Source organism: Pedobacter sp. B4-66 (assembly GCF_018492665.1).
Classification (GTDB): Bacteria; Bacteroidota; Bacteroidia; order Sphingobacteriales; family Sphingobacteriaceae; genus Pedobacter.
In genome coordinates this window covers 510442-528243 of the sequence record NZ_JAFVME010000006.1, presented here as the reverse complement: position 1 = coordinate 528243, position 17802 = coordinate 510442, and the positions used below count along the sequence as shown (strand labels likewise).

General features: G+C 37.1%; 11 protein-coding genes. 8 read left to right on the top strand and 3 right to left on the bottom strand.

Annotation, left to right across the window (positions count from 1 at the left end; genetic code table 11):
* Positions 1-3: 3 nt before the first annotated feature.
* Positions 4-3177 (bottom strand): SusC/RagA family TonB-linked outer membrane protein, encoded by a 3174-nt coding sequence (locus tag J1905_RS13935; protein ID WP_214227882.1) that lies wholly within the window; start codon positions 3175-3177, stop codon positions 4-6.
* Positions 3178-3797: 620 nt separating this feature from the next.
* Between J1905_RS13935 and J1905_RS13930 the strand changes: the two genes are divergently transcribed.
* From J1905_RS13930 to J1905_RS13910, 5 genes are all read left to right on the top strand, one after another.
* Positions 3798-7379, top strand: a complete 3582-nt coding sequence (locus tag J1905_RS13930; protein ID WP_214227881.1) for a CRTAC1 family protein — start codon at positions 3798-3800, stop codon at positions 7377-7379.
* A gap of 17 nt (positions 7380-7396) precedes the next feature.
* Complete coding sequence (locus tag J1905_RS13925) at positions 7397-8722, top strand: vanadium-dependent haloperoxidase (RefSeq protein ID WP_214227880.1); 1326 nt, start codon at positions 7397-7399, stop codon at positions 8720-8722.
* A 170-nt stretch (positions 8723-8892) separates the two neighbouring features.
* Positions 8893-11607, top strand: a complete 2715-nt coding sequence (locus tag J1905_RS13920) for a GH92 family glycosyl hydrolase (protein WP_214227879.1) — start codon at positions 8893-8895, stop codon at positions 11605-11607.
* 25 nt (positions 11608-11632) lie between these two features.
* Complete coding sequence (locus J1905_RS13915) at positions 11633-12688, top strand: sterol desaturase family protein (protein ID WP_214227878.1); 1056 nt, start codon at positions 11633-11635, stop codon at positions 12686-12688.
* A gap of 67 nt (positions 12689-12755) precedes the next feature.
* Positions 12756-13784 (top strand): class I fructose-bisphosphate aldolase, encoded by a 1029-nt coding sequence (locus J1905_RS13910; protein WP_214227877.1) that lies wholly within the window; start codon positions 12756-12758, stop codon positions 13782-13784.
* Here J1905_RS13910 and J1905_RS13905 read toward each other — a convergent pair.
* Positions 13770-14288 (bottom strand): GAF domain-containing protein, encoded by a 519-nt coding sequence (locus tag J1905_RS13905; protein ID WP_214227876.1) that lies wholly within the window; start codon positions 14286-14288, stop codon positions 13770-13772. The two genes, J1905_RS13910 and J1905_RS13905, sit on opposite strands and share 15 nt — an antisense overlap.
* Before the next feature lie 191 nt (positions 14289-14479).
* Here J1905_RS13905 and J1905_RS13900 point away from each other — a divergent pair, with 191 nt between their 5' ends.
* From J1905_RS13900 to J1905_RS13890, 3 genes are all read left to right on the top strand, one after another.
* A complete protein-coding gene (locus J1905_RS13900; RefSeq protein ID WP_214227875.1) occupies positions 14480-15676 on the top strand; it encodes a sensor histidine kinase in 1197 nt (398 codons plus the stop codon).
* A gap of 180 nt (positions 15677-15856) precedes the next feature.
* Positions 15857-16465 carry a hypothetical protein gene (locus J1905_RS13895; protein ID WP_214227874.1) on the top strand — a complete coding sequence of 203 codons (609 nt, stop codon included), beginning with the start codon at positions 15857-15859 and terminating at the stop codon, positions 16463-16465.
* 38 nt (positions 16466-16503) lie between these two features.
* Complete coding sequence (locus tag J1905_RS13890) at positions 16504-17316, top strand: glycerophosphodiester phosphodiesterase (RefSeq protein ID WP_214227873.1); 813 nt, start codon at positions 16504-16506, stop codon at positions 17314-17316.
* Here J1905_RS13890 and J1905_RS13885 read toward each other — a convergent pair.
* A complete protein-coding gene (locus J1905_RS13885; RefSeq protein ID WP_214227872.1) occupies positions 17313-17657 on the bottom strand; it encodes a hypothetical protein in 345 nt (114 codons plus the stop codon). The genes J1905_RS13890 and J1905_RS13885 overlap by 4 nt on opposite strands.
* Positions 17658-17802 lie beyond the last annotated feature (145 nt).

Genomic DNA, 17802 nt, shown 5'->3' with positions numbered 1-17802 from the left:
TAATTAGAAAGTAAGATTAAGTCCAAAACTTAAGGTTCTCATATTAGGATAAACCCCACCATTTCCACTTAAGAATTCAGGATCACCTGCGCCATACTTTTTCAGGTTATTATATAGCATGAATAGGTTGTCTCCAGATACGTATACCCTTAATGCCGAAATTCCAATTTTAGAAATTACATCTTTTGGAAGCGTGTATCCTAGTTCAGCCGATTTGAAACGAACCCATACTGAATTGTGATAATAAAAATCACTATCTGAACCTTCTAAACCTGTTGGCCCAATTCTTGGAAGTATTGAATTAGGGTTTTCTAATGAATAACTATTTTTAGCGACATAGGCTAGTCCATTACCGTTTGCTCCTGAATTGAAACCATTGCTTAAGCGCCATTTAGCTCCGCTTTGCCCTTGCAATAACATTGTTAAATCGAAGTTTTTGTAATCTACTCCAATGTTCAGCCCAAATTGCATTTTAGGGAAAGGAATGTGAGGTGCATTTGTTGCTTCTGTTCTTGGAAATGCAGTATCGTCAAATCTATAGCGGTCATTTGTATTGATAACGCCGTCGTTGTTTAAGTCGGCAAAAATTAACCCTCCTAATTGGGCACCTGGATAGTTTACGTTATTATCCAAATCCTGTTGGGTTCTGTAGATGCCTATTGCTTTATATACTAAATCAGATCCAAGAGGATTTCCTTCTAGCTTTTGATAGGGTTCTGCCTGAGGTGCTTCATCAAAATAAACTATTTTGTTCTTATTATAAGATATATTTCCATTGAATTTAAGATTTAAATCTCCCAGATTCTGGGTGTATCCGGCCTGAAACTCAATACCTCTGCTATCCATTTTGCCAATATTTTCATCTGGAAGTATTAAGCCGGTGTAACCTGGAATAGAAGCTTGTCTTTTTCCTAAAATATTGGATGTTTTGGTTTTATATACATCTACCTCAAAGGTTAACTTGTTGTTTAGAAAACCTGCCTCCAAGCCTAAATCTGTAGTTTCGCTCACCTCCCAGGTGATATTTGGGTTAGGTGTTGATGTCGCGGCAATACCTCGTACATCGTTTCCGTTAACAACCCAGCCATCAGTATACCCGAAGGCGCCAATGTATTGGAATGGATTTACTCTGTCATTACCCAATTGGCCCCATGAAGCTCTTAGTTTTAAATTGCTAAACAGGTCTTTTGGCATAAATGATTCATTACTAACCACCCAAGCTGCTGAGGCCTGTGGGAAGAAACCAAAACGGGTTTCTTTAGGGAAAATAGGCGAGCCATCATATCTTGCACTGAAACCAAGAAGGTATTTGCTTTTGTAACCGTAACTTACACGACCAAAATAGTTTTGTCTGGAAGATTCAGAAGCGCGACCATCATTACTCCAGTTTTTACGATCTGTACTCCCCGCAAAAAGTTGATCTATTAGAGGTGAGTCATAGCCAAGACGTTGAGCATAGAAATTATTGGCACTATATTCCATTTGTTCGTATGCAACAAATGCATCAATTTTATGGGCTTCTTTTATTGTTTTAGTATAAGAAAGCTTTAAATTTTCTGTGTTTCTTAAGCTTTGATCGAAATCTTCTCTCAATCCAATATCTTCTATTACTCTTGATGGCTTCTTAATGATTTCTCCCGCTGTATTTTTTTCATAATAAAACCAGGTGTAGTTGAAAGTTTTATTATAGTTCATTGTTTTAACAATAGAGGCATATCCCTCTAAGGCTAATCCCGGTACATAAGGCATACTGTATTTGAACCTAAGGGTTCCACTGGCTACATCGGCTTTATATTTGCGATAGCCAGGGCTTAGCAGCCTTGCAGCAGGGTTTGATTGCGACCAACCTTCACCCGGATAGCGATAATCGCCTCCTATATAAGCTTCTTGTAAAGGGCTTGTGACAGCAAGATATCCAATTTCTCCTCCAGGACCTCCCTGAGGGGTTTGAGTAGATTTCTCTCTGAATGAAAGGTCGAGCCCTACCTCAAAACTATTAGTAACGGTTACATCTAAATTATTTCTAACATTGTACTGTCTGAGCTTTGTAGTATTATCTCCACGAAGAATTCCTCCCTGATTGGCCATACCAGCTGAAGTAAAATACCTTATTTTTTCGGTACCGCCACGCATAGTAAGTGATTGTCTGGATTGTTTGGCCGGGCCATCAACTAATGCATCCCACCAGTCTTCGGCTCTTCTTTCCCCATTTCTGAAAGATTCAACTAATGCCTCAGGAAAATCAGGAGGAGTCCCTTCTAATTTTCTTCTGTCATTAAGCACCTTCATATACTCAAGGGCACTTGCAGATCTTGTTTTCATTGTTGGAGACTGAAAGGTATGTGTCGTTGTAAAATCAAATGCTGGTTTTCCTGTTTTACCTCTTTTAGTGGTTACTAAAATAACACCACCGGCTGATTGAGCACCATAAATGGCTGCAGAAGCATCTTTTAGAACCGAAATAGATTCTATATCGTTAGGATCTAGTCGATTTAAACCATCAGGATCTGCACTGGCTACTCCATCAATAACAATTAGCGCTGAACTGTTTCGTGAAGTTTTGGGACCTCTTACTAAAATCTGCGCATCATCAAAGCCTGGAACAGCACTGGTTTTGTTTACATACAATCCAGCTAATCTGCCTGCTAATGAGTTTGAGACTGATAGTGCGTTAGATTTTTTAATCTCATCTCCAGATGTTTGTACCACGGCATTAGTTAGTTCAGATCGTTTCTGGGTGCCGTAGCCTACTACTACTATCTCATCAAGATTTTTTTGATTAGGCTCTAGTTTTATATTAATAGTTGATGAAGAGCCAACCGTTATTTCCTTATTTAAATAGCCTACATAAGAAATTATCAGGACACTATTCTCGCCTTTAACTTTTAAAGTGAATTTTCCATCACGATCTGAAACCGCACCATTCGTAGTGCCTTTTTCAAGAACATTCGCACCAGGAATTCCAGCTCCGTTTTCGTCTGTTATTTTTCCTGTAATAACCTTGTCCTGTGATCGCTTTGTTTCATAATCCTTAGCGTTAGGAGCATTCCAATCTTTATTTGTTGATGATTTTTTATTCTCAGCCCGTAATTCTGAGCTTAAAAAAAATTGGAGAACAACTCCACAAACGGCGCACATTGTTTTTAGCCGGGTGCGCGGCAATAGTTTACGTTTCATAAAAGCAATTAACTATAGTTTATATTTGGTTTATTGACTGGGTATGAATCCAGTTTTATCTTATATCGCTTGTTTGTACTGGCGGCTGTTTGTTTTTTATTTAAATAGCTACTACTATCTCCATAATTCGTGGCATGAAAAATATCTTTTTAAAGAATTAGATTTCTTAAATAGTAATAACCCTTGTTTATTTGATTTGATGTTACATAATTATGTACATACATATAAACATAAATCGAATATAACAGAAAAATTATAATTCAAAGATTTTTATTTTTTATTTTTTTACAAATGAATCAATCAAGTCAATTTTTGATGAGAATATTGCAATGTTTGCTTTTGTAAGTTTTATTTGCTTTTTTTCCGTATTTTGTTTTGATTTTTAATCTTTTGTGTGATTAAATTGTGATAGTGTTCCAATGTGAATGGATGTTAGTATAAGGGAGATGGTACTTGATAAGCTGTTTTAAGGTAAACAGTTTTAAATTTCTTTATTTATGATATTATAATTATTGTCATATATTTGATACAGTTCATAATGATTTTGGGTGGTTGTATTTTGTTATGTACTAACAATGTATTAATTATTAGTTCTTGTTTTTTCTTTTAAACTTATTTTAATGAAATCTGTTGGTTTTACGATTCTTGTTGGTGTTATTTCCCTATTTCAGTTCTCCTGCAAGCAGAATCCCAAGTTGTTTAAACAAATAACATCGGATCATTCAGGTATTACTTTTAATAATAAAATAGTTGAAACCGACTCTATCAATCCAATAGATGTAACTAATATTTACAATGGCGGTGGCGTTGGTGTCGGTGATTTTAATAATGATGGTTTGCAGGATCTCTATTTTACGGGAAGCATGGTGTCTAATAAATTGTATCTGAACAAAGGCGGATTACAGTTTAAGGATATAACAGAAAGTGCAGGGGTAACCGGAAATGGCAAATGGTGCAGGGGTGTAGCTGTGGTAGATGTGAATAACGATGGATGGATGGATATGTACGTTTGCGTTTCCATGGATAATAATCCTGAAAAAAGAAAAAACCTGCTTTACATTAATCAAGGGCTGGATAAAAATGGATTACCTGTCTTTAAAGAAAAGGCTGTGGAGTATGGATTGGATGATACCACTCATTCAACTATGGCTGCTTTTTTTGATTACGATAATGATGGTGATCTGGATATGTATCTGGTGGTTAATGAAATAACTTCAAATATAAATCCGGCTGTTTTTAGACCAAAAATTGTAGACGGTTCTTCTCCAAGTACAGGAAGGCTTTATAGAAATGACATGAACAATTCATTGAAGCATCCGGTATTTACAAATGTTACTAAACTTGCCGGACTTACTATAGAGGGGTACGGGCATGGAGTAAATATTGCAGACTTTAATAAAGATGGCTGGAAAGATATTTTTGTAACCAATGATTTTATTTCAAATGACCTTCTGTTTATAAATAATCATGATGGGACTTTTACTGATAAAGCCACATCCTATTTTAAACATACTTCTGCTAATGGAATGGGGCAGGATGTGATAGATATTAATAACGATGGACTGTCTGATGTTATAGAATTGGATATGAGTCCTGAAGATAATTATCGTAAAAAGATGATGTCGGCCTCAAACAGCTATCAAACATTTCAGCTTAATGATTTTTTTAAATATCAATACCAGTACGTTCGTAATTCATTACAAGTTAATCAAGGGCCAAGGGTAAATTTGAATGATTCAATTGGTGATCCGGTTTTTAGCGATGTGGGTTACTTTTCAGGTATTTCAGAAACAGACTGGAGCTGGACTCCCATAGTTTCCGATTTTGACAATGATGGACTGAGGGATTTGGTGGTTACTAATGGTTTTCCTAAAGACGTAACAGATCGTGATTTTATTGCTTTTCGGCGTGAAGCCTCACCGGTTACTACTCAAGCCAATACATTAGCGCAAATACCAGAGGTTAAATTGCATAATTACGCTTTTCATAACAACGGTAATTGCAGCTTTAGTGATGTATCCAATGACTGGGGTTTAACAGAAATCTCATTTTCAAACGGAGGCGTTTCTGCAGATCTTGATAATGATGGTGATTTGGATATGGTGATTAATAACATCAATGATGAGGCGTCAGTTTATGAGAATACAAAGCTGAATTCAAAGCCAGAAAATGTGCATTATCTGTCTGTGCAATTAAAAGGTGATTCTTTAAACTTAAATGGACTTGGTGCCTGGGTTGAAATATATTATGCAGGACAGCAGCAAGCGTATGAACAAACTCCTTATAGGGGTTATCTATCCACTATATCTTTAAACCCTCATTTCGGGCTTGGGGCCGTTACTTCGATAGATTCTTTGATTGTTAAATGGCCGGATGGAACCAGGCAGTTAATGAAAAATGTAGCATCAGATCAAACCGTAAAGATTGATAAGAAAAATGCAAAAGAAAAGTACAATTGGCAAACTCCTGTATTAGCACAGAATACCTTGTTTAAGGAGATCACTAAGTCGGTAGGTATACAGTATGTGCATACGCAAACTGATTATATTGATTTTAATATTCAAAAGTTATTGCCTCACAAATTTTCAGAATACGGGCCATCATTAGCAGCCGGAGATGTGAATGGGGATGGTTTGGATGATATGATTGTTGGAGGTAATTCTTCAGTTGGGGCAGTATCCTTAACACAGCAGAAAGATGGTTCTTTTGTGCAAAAAACAATTGTACAGTCAGTTGAATTAATGAATGTTCACTTTCAGGATATGGGAGCTATTTTGTTTGATGCAGATGGTGATCGAGATCTGGATCTTTACTTGTCTCGGGGTGGTTATGAAAGTAAACCAAATACAGCTGCGTATCAGGATCAATTTCTCATCAATGATGGAAAGGGTAACTTCACAATTGATGCTCAGGCACTCCCTCAAAATTTCACTAGTAAATCATGTGTCAGAGTAATTGATTATGATAAAGATGGAGACCTGGATCTTTTTGTTGCAGGAAGAATAGAGCCCTGGAGTTATCCAAAACCGGTATCCAGTTACATTTATCGAAATGATTCTAAAGGTGGTAATGTGAAATTTACTGATGTAAGTGCAATGATTGCGAAAGATTTAAATAATATTGGCTTGGTATGCGATGCCTTGTTCACTGATTTTGATAATGATGGATGGCAAGATCTTGTGCTTACCGGAGAATGGATGTCAATGACATTTTTAAAAAATGAAAAAGGTGTTTTCAAAAACATTAGCGAAACAACGGGCTTGTCAAGCCAAATTGGGTGGTGGAACAGTATTGCCGCGGGGGATTTTGATAACGATGGAGATATTGATTATGTAGTTGGCAATCTTGGTGAGAATTCTTTTTTTAAAGCGACTGATCAATATCCTGTATCAATTTATGCCAAAAACTTTGATAACAATGACAGCTTTGACGCTTTTCCTTCTTTGTATCTTCCAGAAAGCCAAGGTAATCCTACGAAAAAAGAATATCCGGCCCAAACGAGGGATGATGTTGTAAAACAGATGATCGGTATGCGTTCAAAATTTCAGAATTATAAATCATTTGCAACAGCCACTATGGATCAGGTGCTTAGTAAAGAGCAATTAAAAGATGCATTGATATTAAAATCAAATAACTTAAAATCTTCTTACATCAGGAACGATGGTGGGGGTAAATTTACTATGATACCCTTGCCTTTTCAGGCACAATTGTCAGCTTTGAACGGAATGACTGTAGATGATTTTGATGGTGATGGAAATCTGGATTTAGTTATTAATACAAATGATTATGGAACAGAAGTAACGGTTGGTCGTTATGATGCTTTGAATGGGTTGATGTTGAAAGGAGACGGGAAAGGTAGTTTTATTCCTCAGACGATCCTTGAGAGTGGTATTTTTATTCCAGGTAATGGTAAAGCACTAGTTAAGCTAAGAAGTGGAAGTGGTAAATACTTATTGGCAGCAGGACAAAATCGTGGGCCATTGAAGGTATTTGAGCTTAAAAAAGATAAGAATAACATCGCTCTGCAACCAAACGAAGTAAGTGCCGAAGTTTTATTTAGAAATGGTAAAAAGCAGAAACAAGAATTCCCTTATGGCTTTTCATTTCTTTCGCAATCAGCAAGGTTCCTTAGTGCTGATAAGAATGTTGCATCCGTTGTTATTTCCGATAGCATGGGGAAAACAAGGAAAATAGTTTATTAAAATAATAGAAGTTAGATATGAAAAAAAGTCTGGAACCAATCTGGTTATTATTGTGTTTTTTTATTTTGATCAGTGGTTGTGGAAAAAAAGGCGCGGTGAAATTATCAGACGCTGAAGTGCTGCATCAAAACCAGGATCTACTTACACAGATTATTATTTACGATGTATTTACTCCCCCGGTAGCTACCAGAATTTATGTGTATTCATCTTTAGCATCTTATGAAGCTGTAAGATTTGATGAAAAAGGAAGTAGCTCCATTGCTGAAAAATTGCATGGTTTTGGTAAGATGCCTCAGCCGGAAAAAGATAAAAAATACAATTATACGCTAGCTGCTACAAAGGCTTTTTTTACGGTGGTCCGTAACATTAAAGTTTTTTCTATTGACTCGTTGAAAGCTCATGAAGATTCTGTTTATACTAATTTTAAAGAGAATTTAGATGATTCAACTTATCAGCGTTCCTTGGCTTTTGGTGATACCGTTGCTAAGACAATACTGAAAAGAGCTATGGTAGATGGATACTTACAATCCAGAGGGAAGCCTAAACATTTGGGCAGTAATGCCCCAGGGAAATGGAGACCAACACCGCCGGATTATTTAGATGGAGTGGAATGGTGTTGGAATACAATGAAACCAATGGTGTTGGATTCTGCTTCTCAATTTATGCCTTCGCGACCTCCTGAGTTTAGTAAGGATACTAATAGTGTGTTTTATAAGGAAGTTAAAGAGGTTTATACTGTGGGTAAGAGTTTAACTGAAGAGCAAAAAACAATTGCGCGGTATTGGGATGATAATCCTTTTGTAATTGAGCATTCAGGACATTTGATGTTTGGTACTAAAAAGATAACTCCGGGTGGTCATTGGATGGGTATCGCAGCCATTGCTGCAAGGCAAATGAAATCTAGTCCGGTAAAAATTGCTAAAAGCTACACAATGACAGCGATAGCTTTGTATGATGGTTTTATTGCCTGTTGGGATGAGAAATATAGAAGTAATGTTATTAGACCCGTTACTGTAATTAACGAATGGATGGATAAAGATTTCTATCCGTTTTTGCAAACCCCGCCATTCCCGGAATATACCAGTGGACACAGTGCTATTACCGCATCAGCATCTGCAGTGTTAGCTCATATTTATGGTGATAATTTCTCATTTCTAGATACAAGCGACCTTAAGTATATTGGAATGCAACGTCATTTTAATTCTTTTCAGGAGGCCGCAGCCGAAGCATCCATTAGTAGGATATATGGTGGGATTCACTACCGTTCTGGTGTAGAGGCGGGAGCTGAACAAGGCAAAAAAGTTGCAGAACTTATCATTCAAAGATTAAAAGATACTTTTTAATGTATTAACATATAGGTCGGGTTTGTTCGCTATTTTTAAGTTGTAATAGCTATTTTACAGGTTTTTTTATTTTTTATAAGGAATTTATAAAAAGTATTGGTATATATGTATGTACAAACTAAAGGGAGTTTAATTGGTTTCCTTTAGCTAACCAAATTAAACCAAAACCAATGAGGTATAAATTCTTACTCTTAATATTGTTAGGATACATAAAGGCCAATGCGGGAGGGGATAATATTGCCCCCAATGCAAAAGTGTCCGTTTCGACTACCTACAGTGCCGATTTTTCTGCCCAAAATGTAATAGATGGTGTTATTGGTGTTAACGGTAAAGGGGAATGGGCATGTATGGGAAGTACAGCGTTTTGGGGGTATGTAAGGTATCCATGGATACAACTCGATTGGACTGATAATGTGAAGATAGATCGGATTGTTTTATACGATAGACCAGATTTAAGGGAATTTACAGGCAGTGGGAAACTGATATTCAGTGATGGATCTGTTGAATGGGTTAATTCGATCCCAAATAATGGTACTGCTAAAGCTGTTACTTTTAAAACAAAAAAAATTAAGTGGGTGCGGTTTGTGGTAACTGATGGTGATGGTAATAATCTTGGTCTCTCTGAAATTGAAGTGTTCAGATCACCTGAAAATAACCCCGACTATACCTCACTTGTAGATCCATATATTGAAACAAACAGAGGACGATATTTTTATTTTATAACAGGGTGTAGACCTTTTGGAATGATGAGTGCTGCACCGCATACCAGAAATAAAAACCAATGGGGAGGTGGATATAATTACAATGAGAATCAAATACTTGGTTTTGGGCAAATCCATGACTGGAGTTTATCAGGACTAGAAATTATGCCAACTGTGGCAAGTGTAGATCCGGTAAAAGGTGAGCCAGCCTGGAAATCTGAATATAGTCATGACGACGAAATTGTGCAGCCTGGATACCAGCGTGTTTTTTTGCGAGACCATAAAATATGGACAGAACTAACTTCTACTGATAGGGTAAGCTTTTATCGTTTTACTTATACTCAGGATATGAAAGCTCAGGTAATTACCAATTTGGGCGGACTTATTGGGGGCACAACTATGGTAAACGCTAATGTAGATCAGGTTTCAGGTAGTTCGTATGAGGGGTCCTTTAGTTCAGTTGGCCGCTTGTGGGGTGGGCCTAAAGATGTAAGAATATTTTTTGTTGTTCAGTTTGATAAACAATTTAAATCTCTTGCAGGCTGGAAAGGGAAGAAGCGTTTTGAAAGCGTTAGTAAATTAAGTGGAGATAGTGTGGGGGTTGCACCGCAATATGATGTTGCGGCTGGAGATCAGATACAGATGAAGATTGCAATTTCATATACCAGCCTCGAAAATGCCAGGAATAATTTAAAAACGGAATGTGCCGGTTGGAACTTTAATTCTGTAAGAAATGAGTCTAAAAATGTATGGAACGAGTGGCTTGGTAAAATTGATGTTAAAGGCGGAAGTATAGATCAACAGCGAAAATTTTATACTGATTTGTGGCATGTGCTTTTGGGACGCCATAAAATAACAGATGTTTCTGGAGATTATCCCGATCGTACAAATAAAAAGGGAGAACCGATATTGAGTGATACTGCTTTTAGAATTAAGACTGTGCCAAAGACTGCTAATGGTGTACTTAAACATGATATGTACAATACAGATGCATGGTGGCTTACCCAATGGAATCTTAATGTGTTATGGGGACTAGGATGGCCGGAAGTACAAGATGATATGTCGGCAGCAATGCTTCAGTTTGCTGATGATGGCGACTTGTTACCACGAGGTCCTGTAGGTGGAGGCGATACTTTTATTATGACGAGCTCTCCTGTTACAAATCTCATTGTTGGAACCTATATGAAAGGTTTATTAACAAAAACAAATCCTGCCCATGCATTTGATATTATACGGAGGAACCATTTACCAGGCGGTGTACTTGATACTAAAGAAAATATTGAATTTTACACTAAAAACGGATATTTTCCAGGTAGTGCAGGAGTAACTGTTGAAGCTGTGTTTCAGGATTACGCCATTGCACAGATGGCAGACAAGCTTAACAGAAAGGAAGATTACAAATTCTTTATGAAGCGCTCTGAAGGTTGGAAAAAACTTTATGAGCCTAAGCAAAAATTGCTATTTCCAAAAGACAAGGATGGTAAATTCATGACAACCGATCCATTAAGTCCGGCTGGTTGGATAGAAGCTAACTCCTGGCAGGCAACATGGGGTATTTCTCATGACATTAGCGGGCTGGCAAAACTTATGGGTGGAAATAATATGCTCTGTGATAAACTTAATTATGCATTTGAAAAAGCATTGGAGAGTGATTTTGTAGCGGAGTATGGCCAAGGATACATTAGTTATGGCAATCAACCCGGTTTATCAGATGCCCATGTATTTAACTATGCTGGAAAACCATGGTTAACGCAGCGCTGGGTACGAATAGTAAAAGAACAATCTTACGGAGGAGTTAGTCCTGACCTGGGATATGGTGGGCAAGATGAAGATCAGGGACAAATGGGAGCTTTAAGCGCTTTGATGGGAATAGGTTTGTTTAATTTACAAGGTAACGTAACTAAAGATCCTGTTTATGATATCACAAGTCCTGTTTTTGATGAAATAACTATAAAGCTTGATCCGAGATATTACAAGGGAAAACAATTCGTGATTAAAACTCATAACAATTCTGTTAAAAATTGTTACATACAAAAGGTAACTTTAAATGGAAAACCTTTAAATCGGTTTTGGTTTAGGCATGCCGACTTTGTTAATGGAGGCGAGTTACAGATTTGGCTAGGAGCTAAGCCAAATAAACAGTGGGGTATTGCAGGTTTACCTTCAATGAATAATTCTAACTAATTAGTAAAATAAAATATTAAGTATTATGGTAAATTTTTTTCAGGCAATTTATGATTGGATTATCGGTTTCTTTGGTATTGGTAATTTTATCAAGATCATTAGTTCTGGCGATTATAGTTCATTTTTAACCTATGATGGATTCATATCTATTATAGGTCCACTTTTTCCGATCGTTTTAGTGTTAGAGGTGTTAATGGCTTTATTATTAAAGAAGTTCAAGGCTATAGATTATAAGATATCTTTCTTCTCGTATGTTTTGAATGCTTTTATCGGACGATTTATATCTATAGCAGCAATTGTATTTTGTATAGGCCTTTTTGAAAAGTATGCCATTTTTAAAACCACTTTTACCTGGTACTGGTTTATTTATGGGTATATAGTTTGGGAATTTGGACATTTTATTTATCATTATCTAGGTCATAAGGTTCGCTTGTTTTGGTGCCTGCACTCTACTCACCATGCGCCACAGGCTATGAACCTTTCGGTATCCTATGCTCACTTTTTTTTAGAAGGACCATATGCAGATGTTATTAGAACTACGGTTTGTATTCTATTGGGTGTTAACCCGCCAATGCTATTTGTAATCATGTTTATTGATGGTTTTTACGGGGGCTTTATACACATTGGGGAACAGATGATGAAAGATGGTAAATTGGGTTTCCTGTATAAATACATTCTAACTCCGTCACATCATAGAGTGCATCATGCTAAAAATCCATTGTATATGGATACGAATTTTTGTAACCTGTTAAATATCTGGGACCGTGTTTTTGGAACTTACCAACCAGAGAAAGAGCATCTTTCTATCGAATATGGTATTACCAGAGAAATGAAGCCTAACAGTTTTTTAGATAGTTACTTTGGTGAGTTTGTCTGTTTGTTAAAGGATGTTTACAAAGCTCCGGGCCTAAAAAATAAATTTCTATACATTTTTATGCCACCCGGATGGAGCCATACTGGCGATCATAAAACAGCAACCATAGCAAGAAATGAGTTTTTGAAAATGGAACACGCGATTGTACAAAATGAACCGGAACCTAAACTTAGTACTGATAAAAATAAAATGGTAATTCAGGAATAAAGAATCTGATTAAGTCAAACTATCGTAATCCAGAATTGTTATCAATTTGTATATTTTGATAAACGCAATGGACATACACGGACTTAAAAATACTGCTCAAAGGTTAATGGCTGATGACAAAGGATTATTGGCTATGGATGAAAGTTTGGGTACCTGTAACAAAAGATTTGAAGCACTTGGAATTCCCCAAACTGAAGAGTACAGGAGAAAGTATCGGCAATTGATTGTAACCACACCTCAATTGGAAGAAAGTATAAGCGGCGCTATTCTTTTTGACGAAACTGTTTATCAAAAAACCGAAGATGGGGTGTCATTTTTAAGCTTGCTGGAACATAAAGGCATTATTACCGGAATAAAAGTTGATCAGGGGGCAGTACCTTTGGCTGCTTTTCCGGATGAGAAAATTACTGAGGGTCTAGATGGTTTGCGTCAGCGTTTGGAATCGTACTATGCCTTAGGAATTCGGTTTGCGAAATGGCGCGCAGTAATTAAGATAGACGAAGACATCCCTACAAAAGCTTGCATTAAAGCTAACGCCTTAACATTGGCACGTTATGCTACACTTTGTCAGGAGATAGGCTTGGTACCCGTTGTTGAGCCTGAAGTATTGATGGACGGGGATCATACTCTTGAACGATGTGCAGAGGTAACTCAAGATGTTTTAAAGGAAGTTTTTAATGAATTGTACGAACAGCGCGTTTGTCTGGAAGGAATGATTTTGAAGCCTAATATGGTTGTTCCAGGTCTGAACTGTAAGATACAACAAAAGGCAGAAGATATTGCCGAAGCAACAATTTCTTGTTTCTTAAAAGTGATTCCGGCAGCCGTAGGCGGCATTGCCTTTTTATCTGGAGGCCAATCCTATGAATTGGCTTCAGAACGCTTAAATATGATGCACTTGCGCTTTGGGCCAGTGATGCCCTGGCCTTTATCATTCTCTTTTTCAAGAGCGATACAACAACCCGCACTTGATATTTGGAAAGGAGAGGATCAGAATATTGCAACAGCACAAAAAATGCTGGCTTACAGAGCTTCCTGTAATAGTGCAGCACGTAGGGCTGAGTATAGTCAGGCAACTGGATTAAAAAGCATCTAAGATATTTCTGTTCTCTATTTCCTTCATAACCATATCTGCCATATCTTTTAAAGATTGAATCTGTTCGGAGGTAAACTCTCTTGGTTTTGTATCAACTATGGCTAAGACGCCAATCGCAAAGCCGTCTGGTGTTATCAGAGGGGCACTTGCATAAAATTTAAGACCAAACTCAGCAGCAATGATAGGATTGTTTAATAAACATTTTTTTTCTTCAGCATAGTGTATTATCAGGGGGGCAGTGTCCAAAATAGCAATAGAGCAAAGACTTTTTCCCCTTGACATGCCACTCAATCCCTGAACACCTATACTAGCTTTAAAGAAAACATGATCCACATCAACCAGCGTAATTAAAGCCATGGGTATGTCGAATGTTGTTGCAGCTAGTTGTACAATTTGATCTAGGACAGGCTCAGGAGGTGTATGTATTAAATGATAACGTTTTAACGCAGCAATGCGCTCAAACTCATTCGAAGGAATGATGTCTCTCCCAAAAATATTCTCCATAAATGCTTAAATATTAGTTTTTTAAAATCCCCTTTGATGATACCAGTAGGTGAGTGCCTAGATAATCAACATAAATGCAAGATAATAAAATGTACCAATGATACTATCAATAGTAAAAAATAGATGGATATAATTGGAAGTGGGGCAATTTATCGGATTATGTTATCTTTATTGCCAATGTATATTTGCTTATGAAAGTTGCTCCACTACCAAAAAATGAATCCGACAGACTCTCTGCTCTTGCTTCCTACAAGCTAATGGACAGTGCTCAAGAGCAGGATTATGATGATCTGGCAATGCTGGCAGCAGAAATATGTCAGACTCCCGTGGCTCTAATTACATTTATCGGGGAGCAACGTCAGTGGTTTAAGTCGCGTTATGGTACTGAGCTGACCGAAAATCATCGCGACTATACTTTTTGCAGCCATGCGATTCTGGATGACCAGGAGATTATGATTGTTAGCGATGCCACTAAAGATTCGCGTTTTTTTGATAATCCAATGGTTACAGAACATAAGATAGTTTTTTATGCGGGTGTTCCATTGGTAAATCCAGAGGGATATGCATTAGGTAGTATTTGCGTAATTGGTAATGAAAAGAAGCAACTTAATGATAACCAGATCAGCGCATTGAAGATTCTGGGACGGCAGGCACTACAGTTGATAGAATTGCGTAAAAAAGTATTTGAATACGAAGAATTAAATAAGGCATTGGAAGTATCCAATGGTTTAGTGCGAAAATTTGCAGAACGCGTGGCTCATGATATTAAAAATCCATTGGGTAATATTATGCTGACTACCCAAGCGCTAAAAAGTAAAGCGGAAAAGGCAGGTCATGTAGATTATTACCGTTTTATAGATATTTCATTAAATTCGGCCAGGAAGCTCTTAGATTATGTAAATCAATTGCTGTGGGATTCAAAAGCGCAAGTGGGGGTTGGGGAAGAGAAAGAAAGGTTTTTCTTAACTAATTTGCTGGAGGAAGTCTTAGGTATGCTAACTATACCCGATCATTATGAGCTAGATCTCCCGAAAGATGCTGAAATTTGTTCTTCCAGGATCGCCTTAGAACAAATACTATTGAATCTTTTGAGTAATGCGGTTAGGTATAACGACAAGGTTAAACCTGAAATTGAATTGAGTTTTGAACAAACTATTGAAGGATATCATTTTATTGTGCGTGATAATGGAATCGGTATCCCTTTGGGTGTTCAACATCGTATTTTTGAACATGGTTATTGTTCTGGCCTTTCTGATCGTTTCAGTAATATGGGAAATGGTATCGGACTTGGGACAGTAAAGTCGCAGGTTGAAAGATTAAATGGCAGCATTAGGGTTGAATCCATTGAGGGAGTTGGTTCTAGTTTTTTTCTGTTTTTGCCTAAATAATCACCAGAATTTATATAATGTATGGCAAAGAAATTAATAGGAGATAGCTCATTTGCTTTGATTACATAATGCGCTTTGTGTATATTTAGTTACTGTAGTCTAAGCACCCTAAAGCCAAATAGAAATGATAAAAACAACAATCAATTTTCTGATCGATGTTACAGAAACAGCTTAATAGTAATGTTACAGAACAGAGTCAATCCATTTGGAAGCATTATTAAAACGTCTGCAAGGGGCAGGCTAATGGGGAATAGGGGTTTGCTGCATAATGAAAAACAGGAAATCAGACGTCCTTTTAAGCTCAATGCCTGGATTACCTGTGTGCTTGAATTTAAAGACAGAAGAAGGCCGGTTATGGCACCTGGGCAATATACCGAGTTGTTTTTTATGGATGAGGCAACTTCATTTGCAGCAGGTCATAGACCATGTTTTGAATGTCGCAGATTGGAAGCCAGTGCATTTAAAACCTTTTGGCTGAGGGGGAATCCTGAATATGGATTCAATTCTAAAACCTCAATAAAAGTAATAGATGAGATTCTTCAAAAGGAACGGATCGACCAGCATTATAAAAAAGTGACCTTTCAGGGCGATCCAGTCACCTTGCCCGATGGTACATTTGTGGCATTCAGAAACGAACCGTATTTAATAAAAAATGGAATGATGCATCCCTGGTCAGCAGAGGGATACGGAAGAGCAAAATTACTACCCCAAGAAAAACTATCGGTACTAACACCAAAATCAATAGTCAATACATTTAAAGCAGGTTACCTTCCTTCTTTTATAGAATAATAAGCATATTGGCTGGGAATTTTGCTTAAACAGAGATTATGAAATTTACCAAAGCTATAGTAGGCTGCTTGTTGTTGATTTTTGAACATTCAGCTGGCTTATGTCAGGATTTGAAAGAGCGTGTAGCCCCTTTCGACTATAAACTGATTGCTCATAGAGGTGGTGTGGTAGACAGTGTTACCGCTGAGAATAGCCTTGATGCATTAAAAAAAGCAGTTAAAAGGGGATACAGCATGGTAGAAATAGATCTAAGGTTAACCAAAGACGGTGTATTGATCACAAATCACGACCGTAATTTAAAAAGATCTTTTGGGGTAGATGCGGATGTTTCATCTATGACTTGGAAGCAGATGAGTAATCTCAAAGGCACTAAGGGCAACAAAATACTGAGGTTTGAAGATGTCCTTAATTACTGCAAGGGCAAATTGCGGATTATGATTGATAATAAAATAGATGGAAATGATACTGTACTGTTTACAAAAGTGATAGACTTGTTAAAGAAGTACGATTTGTATGATCACGCATTAATGATTGGTACGGATGAGTCTACAGCGTTTTTCACAGGAAAGATAAAACTTAGTTGTACCCGTCAGCAGTTGGAAGAAAACATGCTTAAACCTAACTATCGTTCGTCTAATTATTTTTTGTTCTCGGATAGTATCTCAAAAGCTGATTTTGAATGGGCACATCAGCATAATATTTTAGCTGTGGGCGTTATAAATTCATGGGCATTGAAATCAAGTGATGCTATGCAAGAGGCCAAAGTACAGGCAGATAAATTGAAATCAACAGGACTTGTATGGTTTCAAATAGATTCCATCTACGATCATTTGTTTACTGCTAACAATTAGCAGCCAAGATATTGGCTTATTGCTTTCTTTAATTCAGGAGAAATGGCTGTTCCCTTTTTATTTTCAAGCTGGTGCTGTGCTGAATTGAATTTTTCAATATAGGTGCCTGTTTGGTCATTAAACTTTAAATAGCCTTCATCAAAGAAACGTTCTTGTACCTCGTCAGATGAGTCCATGGAGCGGAAAGTTAATGGTGAAAATTCAGATGTCTGTTTGTTCAAGTGTAGCCACCTGAAGACATCAGAAATGTCAGCATTAACAGGCAAATCATTGCGTTTAATCTCCAATAAGCAATTAGAGTCATTTTCCAGGTAATACAAACAGGTAAAGGCAGTCTTCATGAATTTTTAAAAGCAGATGTGGGCCGAAAATAAAAAAAAGTTATCTGCTTTTCTTCCTTTTTTGCAATTCCTTTTGCAGATAATTTTTTATTGGTGTAAGATTATCACAACCGTATTACTGCAAAGAAATATTATTGATAAAGAA

Excerpts from the sequence above, each read along its gene's own strand:
- J1905_RS13935 (WP_214227882.1), bottom strand. The coding sequence starts at position 3,177 with ATGAAACGTAAACTATTGCCGCGCACCCGGCTAAAAACAATGTGCGCC.
- J1905_RS13930 (WP_214227881.1), top strand. The coding sequence starts at position 3,798 with ATGAAATCTGTTGGTTTTACGATTCTTGTTGGTGTTATTTCCCTATTT.
- J1905_RS13925 (WP_214227880.1), top strand. The coding sequence starts at position 7,397 with ATGAAAAAAAGTCTGGAACCAATCTGGTTATTATTGTGTTTTTTTATT.
- J1905_RS13920 (WP_214227879.1), top strand. The coding sequence starts at position 8,893 with ATGAGGTATAAATTCTTACTCTTAATATTGTTAGGATACATAAAGGCC.
- J1905_RS13915 (WP_214227878.1), top strand. The coding sequence starts at position 11,633 with ATGGTAAATTTTTTTCAGGCAATTTATGATTGGATTATCGGTTTCTTT.
- J1905_RS13910 (WP_214227877.1), top strand. The coding sequence starts at position 12,756 with ATGGACATACACGGACTTAAAAATACTGCTCAAAGGTTAATGGCTGAT.
- J1905_RS13905 (WP_214227876.1), bottom strand. The coding sequence starts at position 14,288 with ATGGAGAATATTTTTGGGAGAGACATCATTCCTTCGAATGAGTTTGAG.
- J1905_RS13900 (WP_214227875.1), top strand. The coding sequence starts at position 14,480 with ATGAAAGTTGCTCCACTACCAAAAAATGAATCCGACAGACTCTCTGCT.
- J1905_RS13895 (WP_214227874.1), top strand. The coding sequence starts at position 15,857 with ATGTTACAGAACAGAGTCAATCCATTTGGAAGCATTATTAAAACGTCT.
- J1905_RS13890 (WP_214227873.1), top strand. The coding sequence starts at position 16,504 with ATGAAATTTACCAAAGCTATAGTAGGCTGCTTGTTGTTGATTTTTGAA.
- J1905_RS13885 (WP_214227872.1), bottom strand. The coding sequence starts at position 17,657 with ATGAAGACTGCCTTTACCTGTTTGTATTACCTGGAAAATGACTCTAAT.